This window comes from Candidatus Margulisiibacteriota bacterium (assembly GCA_031268855.1).
GTDB lineage: Bacteria > Margulisbacteria > Termititenacia > Termititenacales > Termititenacaceae > Termititenax.
Map to the genome: position 1 here is coordinate 1 of JAIRWS010000053.1, position 12,512 is coordinate 12,512.

16 protein-coding genes are annotated in these 12,512 nt (G+C 51.3%); 3 read left to right on the plus strand and 13 right to left on the minus strand.

What is annotated here, in order from left to right:
* The 3 genes from LBJ25_03410 (at position 1) to LBJ25_03420 (ending at position 1,036) form a co-directional block, all read left to right on the plus strand.
* The gene (locus tag LBJ25_03410) at positions 1-273 is read left to right on the plus strand and encodes a DUF2442 domain-containing protein (protein MDR1453004.1); all 273 of its coding nucleotides are present in this window, start codon (positions 1-3) and stop codon (positions 271-273) included.
* A gap of 143 nt (positions 274-416) precedes the next feature.
* Positions 417-671: a hypothetical protein gene (locus tag LBJ25_03415; protein MDR1453005.1), complete on the plus strand. Its 255-nt coding sequence runs from the start codon at positions 417-419 to the stop codon at positions 669-671.
* A complete protein-coding gene (locus tag LBJ25_03420) occupies positions 650-1,036 on the plus strand; it encodes a type II toxin-antitoxin system VapC family toxin (protein ID MDR1453006.1) in 387 nt (128 codons plus the stop codon). The genes LBJ25_03415 and LBJ25_03420 overlap by 22 nt, the downstream gene beginning before the upstream one ends.
* A gap of 94 nt (positions 1,037-1,130) precedes the next feature.
* On the opposite strand, the gene LBJ25_03425 is transcribed toward LBJ25_03420, so the two are convergent.
* The 13 genes from LBJ25_03425 to LBJ25_03485 all read right to left on the minus strand — a co-directional run.
* Positions 1,131-1,523: a PIN domain-containing protein gene (locus LBJ25_03425; GenBank protein ID MDR1453007.1), complete on the minus strand. Its 393-nt coding sequence runs from the start codon at positions 1,521-1,523 to the stop codon at positions 1,131-1,133.
* Positions 1,524-1,534: 11 nt separating this feature from the next.
* Positions 1,535-1,789: an AbrB/MazE/SpoVT family DNA-binding domain-containing protein gene (locus LBJ25_03430; GenBank protein ID MDR1453008.1), complete on the minus strand. Its 255-nt coding sequence runs from the start codon at positions 1,787-1,789 to the stop codon at positions 1,535-1,537.
* A 127-nt stretch (positions 1,790-1,916) separates the two neighbouring features.
* On the minus strand, positions 1,917-2,693 hold the full coding sequence (gene fliR, locus LBJ25_03435; protein MDR1453009.1) for a flagellar biosynthetic protein FliR: 777 nt from the start codon (positions 2,691-2,693) through the stop codon (positions 1,917-1,919).
* 3 nt (positions 2,694-2,696) lie between these two features.
* A complete protein-coding gene (locus tag LBJ25_03440; GenBank protein ID MDR1453010.1) occupies positions 2,697-2,963 on the minus strand; it encodes a flagellar biosynthetic protein FliQ in 267 nt (88 codons plus the stop codon).
* A 26-nt stretch (positions 2,964-2,989) separates the two neighbouring features.
* Entirely contained in the window at positions 2,990-3,727 is a 738-nt protein-coding gene (fliP, locus tag LBJ25_03445) for a flagellar type III secretion system pore protein FliP (GenBank protein MDR1453011.1), read from the minus strand.
* Positions 3,714-4,172 (minus strand): hypothetical protein, encoded by a 459-nt coding sequence (locus tag LBJ25_03450; protein MDR1453012.1) that lies wholly within the window; start codon positions 4,170-4,172, stop codon positions 3,714-3,716. Before LBJ25_03450 ends, fliP begins: the two co-directional genes overlap by 14 nt.
* Positions 4,173-4,535, minus strand: coding sequence for a flagellar motor switch protein FliN (fliN, locus tag LBJ25_03455; protein ID MDR1453013.1), 363 nt, complete (start codon positions 4,533-4,535; stop codon positions 4,173-4,175). It abuts the gene before it with no gap.
* 35 nt (positions 4,536-4,570) lie between these two features.
* The gene (locus LBJ25_03460) at positions 4,571-5,902 is read right to left on the minus strand and encodes a FliM/FliN family flagellar motor switch protein (GenBank protein MDR1453014.1); all 1,332 of its coding nucleotides are present in this window, start codon (positions 5,900-5,902) and stop codon (positions 4,571-4,573) included.
* A 4-nt stretch (positions 5,903-5,906) separates the two neighbouring features.
* Positions 5,907-6,731: a flagellar hook basal-body protein gene (locus tag LBJ25_03465; protein ID MDR1453015.1), complete on the minus strand. Its 825-nt coding sequence runs from the start codon at positions 6,729-6,731 to the stop codon at positions 5,907-5,909.
* 9 nt (positions 6,732-6,740) lie between these two features.
* A complete protein-coding gene (locus tag LBJ25_03470) occupies positions 6,741-7,334 on the minus strand; it encodes a hypothetical protein (protein MDR1453016.1) in 594 nt (197 codons plus the stop codon).
* A gap of 15 nt (positions 7,335-7,349) precedes the next feature.
* Complete coding sequence (locus LBJ25_03475) at positions 7,350-8,243, minus strand: flagellar hook-length control protein FliK (protein ID MDR1453017.1); 894 nt, start codon at positions 8,241-8,243, stop codon at positions 7,350-7,352.
* Between the two features lie 41 nt (positions 8,244-8,284).
* Complete coding sequence (locus LBJ25_03480; protein MDR1453018.1) at positions 8,285-12,190, minus strand: S-layer homology domain-containing protein; 3,906 nt, start codon at positions 12,188-12,190, stop codon at positions 8,285-8,287.
* Between the two features lies 1 nt (position 12,191).
* The coding region (locus LBJ25_03485; protein ID MDR1453019.1) for a hypothetical protein at positions 12,192-12,512 on the minus strand (321 nt) is incomplete at its 5' end.

Sequence of the window (12,512 nt, forward strand, 5' to 3'; positions counted from 1 at the left end):
ATTGTTTATGCTGGAACGCCAGAGGCTCCTGTCAAGCTAATCAGAGTTACGTCTGTTCGACCGCTTGCTGATTATAAGTTGTTTTTAGGATTTTCTACTGGCGAGCAAAAAATTTATGATTGCGCTAATCTGTTAGACAAACCTGTTTTTCGGCCGCTAAAAGACAAGGCTGTTTTTGACAGCGTCTACCTTGATGGCGGCGCGCCTGTCTGGAATAACGGCGAAATAGACATTGACCCGGAATGTTTGTACGAAAATAGCAAAGATATTTAAAGACGATTTAGGTTTATTTGATAATGCGGCAAACAGCGGCGGCTACAACCCAGATGACGACGCCGCGCTGCTCAATGAAGCCAACCAGCGCAGGTAGAGATCGCGGGGCGGCTGTGTGGTATAAAATTAAGTAAGGAGTAATTATGTACGCGGTCAAAGGCATATATGACGGAAAAACAGTTCAGCTCGGTGATCCTGTGCCGGTAAAAGAAAAATATGATGTGTTGATTACGTTCTTAAATCCGGTAGACCTTAACGGCGGCCAGCACAAAGGCCAATCCGGGAAAAAATTGTCTGACCGTTTTGCTGGCGCACTGCGCTTGTCTGATGCGCAGTATACTGATTTTCAAAAATCAATTAGCGAAAGCAGAAAAGAATGGCACAGAGATATTTACTAGACACAAACATTGTTATTGGTTATTTACGCAAAGAACTACCCGATACAGGGATGACGTATGTTTCAAATATCGTTGACAAAATTCCTAATATTTCGGCAATTTCAAAAATTGAAATTTTGCGGTTTAATACAACACCAGAGAATTATCGGGTTTTGGCTGATTTTGTTGCCGAAGCCGCAATTTATTCTGTCAGCGATGCGATAGTAGATATTACTGTGGTTTTGTGCAGAAAAAACAAAATAAAAGTCCCCGATGCTATAATTGCAGCAACCTGTCTGGTAGAGCAAATGATTTTGTTGACGCGCAATACTGCCGACTTTAAAAATATTCCAGAGTTGCACATAGAAAATCCCTGGAAAGTCTAGTACGAAATGATGAATAAAAACAAAGTTCACAGCGGCAGCTTAGCGGACGACGCCGCGCTACTCAATGAAGTCAGCGGGCGCAGATAAAATTAGTCTAATTTAAATTACTGTGCTCTAATTGCCAGAAAGATGCGGCAGACATAGTTTGGGGATGCTCTAAGTTAATATTTAAAAAATGCTTATCTCCACTTATTATTATGTCCACATCTGCCAGAATCGCTGCATTTAAAATGGGGTGGTCTTTGGGATCGGAAATTAGTTTGCTTGGTTCTCTAGGCGCAGATATAAGTTCGTAAGACAGCTGTGCCAGTAAAACATCTATATCAGGCAAAAGGTCTGGTCTTTTTCTGGCAACCACGTCTTGTAATTCAGCTATAATATAATCGCATAAAATTAATTCGTGATATTCAGTAATATAAAACAAAATATTTGCTGGCAATGATTCCTTGAAGAGCAATGCCGAAAAGATAATATTTGTGTCCGGCATTATTCTCATAACTATTTCTTTTTCCCGTAACGCAATCTATTGATCAACCGCTGGACATCGTTCTCGGTTTTGACTCCAAAGTCTTTAGCCGTACCTTTAAAAGCATCTTGAGCTTGAATAATAGCTATGGACGAAGCATTGCTGATCATTATTTCATTGTCTCGTTCGATAAACAATAATTTGTCACCGTCTTTTATCTGCAGTTTCTTGCGTATTTCAATAGGAACTGTGACTTGTCCGTTGGCTGAGACTTTGGCAAGATTCATAATCGAACACCTCCAATATTCTTTAGATTATTTAGATTCTTTATTTTCCTTACTTAATTATAATAGGCTGTTATATAAAAGACAAGCCTCTACCGCGCTCACCACCGAGCAGCAGCAAATGTAAATTTTAGGTCGGCTGCATATAAAAGAAAACGTAAGTCAGGCGCTCCACCATAATATTGATAATCCACATAATGCGCTCCATCAGCAGCGGGATCATCAGCATAAAAATAAAAATACCCAACGCCGGCTTGATCTGAAAACCGAGCTGAAAAACGTTGACCTGCGGGGCAACGCGCGAAATGAGGCCAAAAGCAAAATCCAGCAGAAAAATCACCAGCATCACCGGCGCGGCCAATTGCACAGCGATCGAAAAAACCGTGCCGACCAGACCGGCAATTTCATTGGCGGCGTTGGAAAAATTCCAGACGCCCAGCAGCGGCAGCGCGTCGTAGCTTTTGTACAGCGCGGCCAATATAAAATGCAGGCCGTCGATCATTATAAAAATCATAATGACCACCCAGCGCAGCAGCCGCGCCGTCACCACCGTCTGCCGGCCGGTCGTCGGATCGAGCATGCTAGCCACCGAAAGTCCCATTTGCGCGCCCATCAAATCGCCAGCCGCTTCGATGCCGGTAAAAACAATGCGCGTCACCGAGCCCAGAATGTAGCCAATCAAAAATTCCAGACCGACCGCCAGCATAAAAAGCAGCATGTCGTTGGGCAGGCGGGTCTCGGGAAAAGGCACGACAAACCAGAGCAAAAAAGTCAGCGTCACCATGAACACCGCTTTGAAACTGCGCGAGACGATATTATCGCTCAAGATCGGCACAGTCACAAAAATACCGGCGATGCGGGCAATGATCAAAAGAAAAATTTCCAATTGCAGGATATTGAGCGCCATAAATTACCGCAGAGTCGGGATCATCACCCAGAGCTTTTCGCAAAAGGCCACCAGCTGCGAAGCCATAGAAGCGATGGTGATCATCAGCATCAGCATCACAATGATCATTTTGGGCACGAAAGTCAGGGACTGCTCCTGGATCTGCGTCAGCGCCTGAAAAATCGCAATGACTAAACCGATCACCAGCCCTAAACCGATCGACGGCAGAGACAAAGTCAAAATGAGAATAATGCCGTCATTCATTAAACTGCTGAGCGTATCTATATTCATTTATTTGCGCTCCGTTTACAGGCTTTTCAAGTAAAAGATTGCACCAGGCCGCGGGTGATCAAAAACCAGCCATCAGCCAGCACAAAAAGCAGGATTTTAAACGGCAGCGAGATCATCACCGGCGAAAGCATGAACATGCCGAGCGAAAGCAGGACATTGGACACCACCATATCCACCACAATAAACGGCGCGAAGATCACAAAAGCAATTTTAAACGCGGTGGTCAATTCGGAAAGGATAAAGGCCGGGACCAAAACATACACCGGCACATCTTTGATGTCGCTGATCGGCGGAATTTTAGAAAACTCGATAAACAACACCAAGTCTTTTTCCCGTGTCTGGCGCAGCATAAAATTTTTGAGCGGCAGCAGACCGTTTTCCAGGGCTTTTTGCTGGGAAATCGTGCCGTTATTGTAAGGCTGCACCGCCGTAGTATTGATCTCCTGCCAGACTGGCGTCATCACGTACATGGTCAAAAAAAGCGCCACGGAGACAATGACGGCCGAGGGCGGCGTCTGCTGCGTGCCGATAGCGGAGCGCACAAAACCCAGCACGATCACAATGCGCAAAAAGGAAGTCGTGGTCATCAATAAAAAAGGCAGCAAAGAGATCAGCGCCAGCGAAAGCAGCAACGTAATGTTTTGGCTGAACTGCACCGTGCCGGTCACTTGATTGAGGTCGAAAGTCAGCGGCGTAACCGCCGGCGCGGCGGACAGCACAGACAGCAGCGGCGCCCAAAACCAAAATTTTTTATTTTTTAACATGTCTTTTTCCCGGCCGCGTAACTTTGGCTGATCTTAGCAGATCTTTTTTGGGCGCTAAGTCCGCCAGATAAGCGGCAAAATTCTTTTTAAGCGGCGCGCTGTATTGCAATTGGCCGGCCGGTAGGTCGTAGCAGGCTGTTTGTTTATTGCTGACCAGCAGGAGTTTATGCGCGCCCTTGATCTCCAGCACATAGGCGGCCGTGCCCGGCTCAATAACCAGCCGCTCTTTTAAAACCAGATTGGCTTCGGGAGAAATACGGCCGCCGTTGACGCGCGGCAGCAAATATTTGTACCAGTAATAAGTGAAGATCAGCAGGAGAATAATTATCGCCAGTGACTTGAGCAGGGAGCGCAGATAAGCGCCGGAAGAGCTAACGTATAGCGGCGCGGCCACTTCCTCAGCAGCGGTTGCCGTCGCCAGCAGGAAAATCAAAACCCGCAGCATTTAACGGCTGATGACTTTGGTTACTTTCACTCCGTAGTTTTCACCAACAGCCACGATCTCCCCCTGAGCGATAAGTTGCGAATTGACCATGATCTCTACCGTCTCGCCAGCTTTTTTGGCCAGCTCAATCACGTCGCCCTTAGACAACTGCAAAAGTTTTTGCAGATCGACGCGCGTCTTGCCCAGCATCACAGTCACATCAACCGGAATATTGCCGAAAAGCTCCTGACTGAATTTCGCGCCGCCGCTGGACGGATGCAGTTCATCCAAAGCCACCGTATTGTATTCTTTGTTGACGCCGCCATGCTCAGCCGCCGGCTGCTGCTCTCCGATACTTTCGCCAAACGCCACTACTTCAGCCATAAATTTCCCCTTTATTTTTTATATTATCGCTTTTTTTATTTTAAATCGTCAATATCCCAGGTAAAATCATCATCCGAGCCGGCGCTCTCTTCCGGCAAGTTTAATTCGTCAAGCAGCGGATCTTTAATTTCCATTTTGCTTTCATCAACTTTGCCGTCTTCCGTGTAAGCCACGCTTTGCGCGTCGACTACCGGCGGTGAGTAAGGCGCGGCTGGCTCCTGTGTTTCCGGCTCCGGAACTGCGGCAGCTGGCTGAGCGGCATCTGGCTCAACCGCTGGTTTGATCTCCGCTGTTTTAGCTTCCGGCGGCGCGGACGCGGTCGGCGGCTCTGCTTCTGCGGGCGCGGACGGCGGTTCTGGCGCGGGCGCAGGGGCGGCGGCCACGGGCTGCTCGACCAGGCGCGGCGCGGCGGAAACTTTGGGCGCGGCCAGATTGTAAAACTTCGGTTTATGCTCGATAACTTTCACGGCATAGCGGCCGCCGCATCTGCCCAGTTTGACAAAAAACTCGCCCTGCTCGGCCACGGACATGATCAGCGAATCGGTAACTTTTTCGTTGAGCTGCAGGATATCGCCCGGTGTCATGGTCAAGATCTCGCCGACCGAAACGCGCGTCGTGCCGATCTTAATATTGACCGGCACCTGCGTGCCGGAGACCGCGCCAGAAGCCAGCTGCACGGTCATTTTCTTCGGCCTAGCAGTTTTCCTGGCGGCATAAGCGGCCTGCATTTTTTCTAAATCCTTGACCGTATAGATAAACCAAAAAACCGCCGGTTTATTGTCCGCTAGATAAAAAGTCTGCGAAAAAACCGCCATCTCTTCGTCTTTTTTTAATTTAGTTTCCGGCCGGAGTTTCGGCGCAAAAATTTCGCCAATAGTTTCACCGGAAAAAGCGTCCAGCAAATAAGTTTTGTAGGATTTAAGTATTTCGCGGCTCAACAAAGCCAGCGCCGGTTTTTCCAGCGCGGACAAAGCATCATTTGGTTTTTTAACGGTCAGCCCCTGTCCGCCGCAAAAACGATCCAGCAGCGCATAGGCCAGCGCGTTGTCCAGCAGCACGGTAAAACTAAACTGCCCGGCCGCCACCTCAAAAGAGGTCGCCGCCGCCGGCGCGCTGTTCAAAAAGTCACTGTATTTCAACTGCAGCACGGCCGACTCTTGAATACCGCAGGAAATTTTTAAATTTTGACTTAAAACCTCGCCGAAAAAATCCGCCCATTTGTGGTGAATCTCCAGCAACTCATCAACCTGTGCGACTGTCAGCCCGCCCAGCTCCAGATTATTGTTGTAGCGCTCGCGGGGTTTGTATTCATACCAGTTGCCGATGACCTGTTTTAAGCGAATATCCTTAAGCTGTCCTGCCGCCATTAATTTACCCCAGCAATTTATTGATAACCTGCGAGATCTGATCGCTGGCAATTTTAATCGCGCTCAACACCGCGGACATCGCACGCTGGACTTCGATAGCGTCGATCGTTTCACCGGTGTAAAATACATTGGATTTTTCCAGAGACTGCGGCTCCACCGTGCCAAAAGCCTCATCGCCTGGCGTGCCGGTGCTCCTGGTGCCAGACACCACAGATTCTTTGAGCAGCGAGCCGTTGTATTGGGTCAGTCCCTCGACATTGGTGAAATCCGCCAGCGTAACCTGGCCAATCTGCACAGCCTCTTCCTGACCCGCCGTATACATCGAATAATTGCCCAGCAGCACACCATTAGGGCCCCAGCCCAGGTCGGTATAACCGCTGGTGGTGAGCGGTCCGGAATCGCTCATCAGCGCATTACCGGAGCCGTCAATTATATATTGTCCGGTCGTGTCAACATGAAAACTGCCGTTGCGTGTGTAATAGACCGTGGCGCCTTCATCCGGCGAGACCATAAACAAACCGCGTCCGGATATCGCGCAGTCCAGCGCTCCGCCTTCGCCCAGCGCGCCCTGCGCAAAATCTAAACTGATCGAGCCCAGCGTTACACCCGAGCCAAACTGGATCGGGTTTAATTCACCGGTAAAACCGGAGCCCTGAAAACCCTCATTGACCACGTCGTTGAACACGGTTTTGAAAGACTGCTTCAGCGCCTTATAACCCGTCGTCGCCATATTGGCGCTGTTGTTCGTACTGATGCGCAAGCTCTGATTGAACGCGCCCATCGCGTTCTTGGAACGTCTGATAATATCCAGCAAACCTACTGTATCCATAAATCCTCCTTAGGCCGTCGTGATCGATTTTATTTCGTCGAGTGTAATGTCAAATTTATCATCAATTCTGAACAACGGTTTTTGCACATTTTCAATATCGATGCGCGTCACGCGGCCGGTCTTGGTCAAGCCGTCCGCCGGATCGGTATACTCGACGATCTGGCCAACCCACTTGAGACTTTCCGTAGCGTTAGTATAGGACTGCAGTCCGCGCAAAGTTTCTTCGACCTGATAGGACTGCAACGCGGTGGTCGATGACATAAAAGAAAAATCCGAAGTGATGCCCTGCGTGGAAAAAAGACTGCTCAAAGCGCTGTCTGTCGAGGAAGTCAGCCCCAGCGCGGAAAAAATATCTGACGTACTGCTGCCGCTCGTGCCGGACAAACCGTAGTAGCTGCCCAGACTGCTGTAAAGGCTGTCGTCACTGCTCGTATCACTCTCGCCAGATACATTGGTCGCGGACAACAAAAGATTGACGTTGCGCCGCTGGATCTCCTCGACCCAGATCGGAAAAAATTCCGGATTGTCCTCTAGATCTTTAATGGAAGTTATCGCTTGGGTTTGAGTTTGGGCGCCCGTCGCACTGCTTACCGCTTCTACCATTTGCTCCCCCTTTTTCTAAGCGAGATAATTGACCAGCACATCACGCATTAACACATATATCTCTTTCATTATAGCATTTCGCGGCAGCGTCTTCAAGACGCCAAAATCATTTTTTTCGTTTTCTTGCGCCAAAAACTCCCGCTCCAGCTGCTCGTGACGCTGGCCGGAATATCCGGAAAAATCCAGATCCGCCAGACTAAAACCGTGCTGTTTGAGCAGGTTTTCCAGCTCAGGCTGAGCGTTCTCCAGCAGACGGCGGGTTTCCGCGCCGGAAGCAAAAGCGACCTGCAATTTTTTTTGCCCGGCAAAAATATAAATATCCAGCCTGCCCAAATTTTCCGGCTCAAGCGCAAATTTAAGTTTCAAGACCTGGCCGTCTTTTTTGGCCTGAATCGCTTTTAGCAGCTCGGCATAAATTTCGGCAAAAGGCGCGGCCTGAATGACCGGCGCGGTCTGCGGCGTTTTGACCGGCTGGTCTATTTGCTCCACAGAAACGCCGCGGTAATTTACTTTGTCCACAACTTTTTCCAGCTGCGTTTGAATTACATTGACCGGCGCGGCAGACGGTTCTTCATCCGGCTCAGCGGGTTCGTTTTTGTCGATCTCCGGCTCCACCGCCGCAAGTTTACTTTCCGTTTTCTTCGCGGTTTTCGGCAAAAAAACATCTGGTAAACCGCCGGACAAAGCGGCGGCCAGCTCCGGCGGCAAAGTTTTAGGTTTTTGCGTTAGCGCAAATGGCCGCTCGGTCGGCACAGGCTGAGCTTGATCAGCCTCAGCGGTTTTTTCCTGCGCGGCGCTGACCGCCTGATCCAGCGCCAAAGCAAAATCTTCCTGCACGGCCGCGCTGGCTGAGGCGCGCGCGAATTCAGCCGGTGTCCGCGTTTTAAAGACGGTCAAATTAACTTCCATGCCTGCCCCTTTTCACCCTTCAAACCAAAATAAACCAAAATTTAATTATTCAAATTGTCTATTTCATTGCGCACACGGCTGTCCGCAAAAAGCCAGCGCGAAAATTCCCGTCTGGACAGCGTGCCCTGCGGCGCGGTTATATTAACACTGCCGGAGCTCAAAGCCCGATACCAGGCGGAAGCCTCCTGCCGCGTAACTTTAGCTTCCGGCTGGAAAGCATTGCTGGCTTCTCTTATTATACCACGATCGGCCAGCAGCTTGATCGACGGCGCTGACCAGCGGTTAGGCGCCACATCGCTAAAAACCGGCTGGATAACCTGCTGCGGCGTAGCGCCGATCATCCGCACCAGCAGCACCGCCACTTCTTCACGCGTCAGCTCTTGATTGGGATAAAAATCCTGTCCTTCTTTAAAAAATCCCAGCGTCGCCAAATATTCGATGAGCCTGTTTTCCGGCACGTTTTGAATATCCCGATAAGTGAATAAGCGCAAGCCTCTTAAGCGGATGGTTTCCGCGCCATTATCCACCACGATATTGTTTTTGCCGGCCTCCAGCTGCACAACCTGGGAAAAAGAATTGTCGCTGCCGGCGCGCACCGCGCGGCTGTTGACGCGCACTTCTTCCACGCCACCGCTAAAGCCGCGCAGGGTCAAAGAGTTTTGATTGACGCGGAAATTATTTTCGGGAAAAGCAACGATCAAACGCGTGCGGCCATCAGCCGCGATAGAGTCGCCGCTGCGCGTGATGGCGCGCGAAGTCGCCAGCCGCTGACGGTCATAACGTCCTAAAAAACTTTGATAATCATCGGCTGTTATTTTTTTTTTTGCCGCCGCGTCAGTCAGCTCTTCTGCCTGCATGATCAATCCGGAGCGGTCTTCGACATTATCCGGCGCCGCCACATCTTCCGCGCTTTCGTATTCGTCAAAATTGCGGTATTGATCCAGCAGGTTTCTATAGAAATCCGTATTGGCCAGCATCAGGATAAATTGATCGCGGGTCAGCACGGCGGTATCCGGCAGACCGGCGGCCACTGTAGTATCGGCGGCTTCTTTGCCGTCCCATTCATTGAGCAGCTCGCGCGCGGCCGTCAAAGATAATTGTTCGGCGCTGGCCGTATCGCCACCGGATATACCTTTCAAACCGTTGAGGATCAGCAAAGCCTCGCCGCGCGTGATCGGCCGCTCGCCGTCAAAACGCTCAAACCGCGCATAGGCGCTGGCCGCGTTGTAGCGCAGATTATCCAGAGTGTCCGGCTTGTCGGCAAAAGATTTTACATAGAGGACACGCACAGTCCGGCTTTCCGGCTGCGCGTCTTCGGGCGGCTCGGCGCCGCTTTGCACGCGGATAATATTACGGCCTTCCCGCAGATTGACCCTTGCTAAGAAAACGCCTTTTTGCGCCGGCACGGTAATTCCGTTGAGCAGCACATGATCCGCGCCCTTGACCAGACCTTTGACTTCAATTAACTGCCGGTCGACGATCGAGCGGTCCAGCGGCGACAGGATACGCAGATTTTCTTCCGCGGTCTCATCCAAACTGATCAAGCGGCCGTTAACGTACAGATCGGCCAGCACGCGTTGTTCGTAAACCGGCAAAGTGGAAAGCGGCGTCTCCACAAATTGCTCACCGTAACCGGATCTCCAGTCATACAGTTCATTAACCTGGCGCTGCGCGGTCTGCGAGGCGGCCAGCATCGCGGCGGCTTCTACCCGCGTCAATTCGCGGTTGGGGTAAAAATTTTCCTGCGGCGCAATAATGCCGGCTTCCAGCGCGGCGGCTACCTGCGTAGCGTACGGTATATACGGCGGCACATCCTCAAAAACCTGCCGCCCCAAATCGCCGCCGCTCAAACCGTCCATCCGCACAATGGCAACCACAGCGTCTTTGCGCGTAATAAAAGCGTCGGGCAGAAAACCCTCGGCCTGCACTTCCAGATAACCGGCGTCTAAAACAGCTTTAATGTACGGCGCGTTTTCGTCCGTGGAAAGCACATCCGGCGCAACATTGACCGGATCGGGCAGGAGCTCCAGACCCTTGAGCAGCGCCAGCGCTCTGGCAAATCCAGCGCGTGTCATAAAATCTTCCGGGTGAAAACGCGTCGGCTCCTCGGGATCATTGCTCAGCACGCCCAGCGAAAGTATGGAGGTAACTTGATTGCGCGCCCAGGAAAAACCGCCCAGATCGTCAGCTTCCTGAATTTTCAAAACCCGCACCGAAGTTGACACCGCTTGTCCGGCCTCATCGAGCATAGCGATCTCCACCACATTTTTGCCTTCCTGCGTCAGCTCGACCGGCAGATCAAAACGGCCTTCCGCGTCCGGTGTAACGGACTGCTCGCCGACCACCACACGCACCGTGTCCTGCCTGGCGATGCCGCGGACGGAAATGGTTTTACGCGAGGTGATCGTTTTGTCGCGCGGCGCGGTGACAAATCTGGCGGAATAAACATCTTCCACCGTGTCTGAGCTGTTGCCGAAACCGTCGATCGCCACCGTGCGCAAAGTGAGCGTCGCGTTGTAATACTCCGGCGCGATTTTCCAGGAACCCAGCCAATCTCCGTTCTCATCCTCCAGCAGCGTGATCTGCGAGCCGTCCGGCAAACGGGTCAGCACGGTCTCGACTTCTTTGTTGACGGAAACGCGGATCGCCATAGCATCGCCGTTGCGCGCGATAGTCGTGCTGATCACCGGCTTGACCTGATCGGTATAAAGCGTCACCACATTGGACTGTTCGCTTTCCACAAACTGCTCATATTTGGCCACGGCGTAAATATCATTTTGGCCATCGTTAAGGTAAACATTCGTGGCGTTCCAGATACCGCCGGCGTTAGCCTTGACGGTTTTGCGCATTTGTTTGTTGACATAGACCGTAACATCGGCCTCCGGCTCAGCCGTGCCGTTGACCGCTGTCAAATTGACGGTCAGATTTTCCGCCGCAAAGCTGGAAATGATCTCCGGCGTCCGGGTTTTGGAAACGCCGCGCAAAGTGATCGAAATATAATGCACGTTGTTGAAAGGCTGCGGAAAAGTGCGAAAAGCGTAATCCAGCGACAGCGTGTAAGGATTGCCGTCAAAGCCGGTAACCGAAAATATGCGGTAACCCAAACCGTAAGTCGGGTAAAAATCATCGAGGCCGGCGCGCAAACGCAACGAGCGGTCGGCGATATACTCCAGGCCGAAATGCAAACCATTATTGTCAAAATCGCCGGCTGTGATAAAGCTCTGGCCGAAAAGCTCAAAAGGTTTGGCCGCGCCGAGCCGCAGATTCATTTGATAGCCGGACGAGGTGCCCACCTCGCCGCCTTCTTCGGACGGAGCCTGCGCAAAAGCCGGGGCCATCAGATTCTGAATGCCCAGCCCTAAGGACATATCGCCCAGCTCTCCGATAAACGGCATGGCCGGCAAAGTCAGATCAAAACGCACGCCAGCGTCCAAACCCCAGCCGGAGAGCGTCTCGCCGGCCAGTGTGGAATAGGCCAGCTTAAAGGTACCGCCGTAATCGATGTTTTTAAGGAAAGAAAATTCACGCGGCCCCTGCTGGGCGTAAGTCAATCCTAAAATGTTTTCCGCGTAGCTGTACTGGCCGGTGCGGTATATGCGCAGTTCCGCATTTTCGATGACCGCCTCGGTCTCCGGAATATCGTTGACGCCATAAGAAAAATAACTCACGCCAAAAAAACCCAGCGGCGTCGGCACAATAGAAACGAGGTCAAAAAATTTATAGGTATTTAAAAATTCGTAACTACTCAATCCCACTTGTAGTTTTTGATTGCTGGCCAGCACCGCCGGATTGGCGCGCAAAGCGTTGACATCGTCGCCCACCGCGACAACCGCGCCGCCCAGACCGATAGACCGCGCGCCCAGAGCGTAATTGGTCGGGTCGACAGACTGGCGGTCAGCCGCCATCAGCGTCGCGGCCAGCAAAATTATGGCCCAAAATTTTCGCACTTTACTTCACTCCAAATCGGGTAATGACTTCATGTCTTTTGCCGGAGCCTTTGAAAACCGCGCGCAAAACATACACGCCCCGGCCAACTTTGCCGCCGCTGGAAAAATCGCCCGCCCAGGCGTAAGTATTGTAGCCGGGTATGACAGGCAACTCTTCCTCGCGGTACACCTCGCGGCCGGTCACGTCATAGATGTAAATAGTCATTGTGCCGCTGTCCATGCTGGAGTTTTTAAAGCCGACATAGAGCGAACCGGCGTCGGGATCATAGGGCGAGGGATACGGCAAAATTTCCTTGATCTCCAGAGTCCCGCCGGAAAGCAG

Bases quoted from the DNA above. Each gene is read 5' to 3' on its own strand.
- LBJ25_03460 (MDR1453014.1), bottom strand. From the start codon at position 5,902: ATGGCGGCAGGACAGCTTAAGGATATTCGCTTAAAACAGGTCATCGGC.
- fliR (MDR1453009.1), bottom strand. From the start codon at position 2,693: ATGGCGCTCAATATCCTGCAATTGGAAATTTTTCTTTTGATCATTGCC.
- LBJ25_03420 (MDR1453006.1), top strand. From the start codon at position 650: ATGGCACAGAGATATTTACTAGACACAAACATTGTTATTGGTTATTTA.
- LBJ25_03470 (MDR1453016.1), bottom strand. From the start codon at position 7,334: ATGGTAGAAGCGGTAAGCAGTGCGACGGGCGCCCAAACTCAAACCCAA.
- LBJ25_03465 (MDR1453015.1), bottom strand. From the start codon at position 6,731: ATGGATACAGTAGGTTTGCTGGATATTATCAGACGTTCCAAGAACGCG.
- LBJ25_03415 (MDR1453005.1), top strand. From the start codon at position 417: ATGTACGCGGTCAAAGGCATATATGACGGAAAAACAGTTCAGCTCGGT.
- fliN (MDR1453013.1), bottom strand. From the start codon at position 4,535: ATGGCTGAAGTAGTGGCGTTTGGCGAAAGTATCGGAGAGCAGCAGCCG.
- LBJ25_03475 (MDR1453017.1), bottom strand. From the start codon at position 8,243: ATGGAAGTTAATTTGACCGTCTTTAAAACGCGGACACCGGCTGAATTC.
- fliP (MDR1453011.1), bottom strand. From the start codon at position 3,727: ATGTTAAAAAATAAAAAATTTTGGTTTTGGGCGCCGCTGCTGTCTGTG.
- LBJ25_03450 (MDR1453012.1), bottom strand. From the start codon at position 4,172: ATGCTGCGGGTTTTGATTTTCCTGCTGGCGACGGCAACCGCTGCTGAG.
- LBJ25_03425 (MDR1453007.1), bottom strand. From the start codon at position 1,523: ATGCCGGACACAAATATTATCTTTTCGGCATTGCTCTTCAAGGAATCA.
- LBJ25_03430 (MDR1453008.1), bottom strand. From the start codon at position 1,789: ATGAATCTTGCCAAAGTCTCAGCCAACGGACAAGTCACAGTTCCTATT.
- LBJ25_03440 (MDR1453010.1), bottom strand. From the start codon at position 2,963: ATGAATATAGATACGCTCAGCAGTTTAATGAATGACGGCATTATTCTC.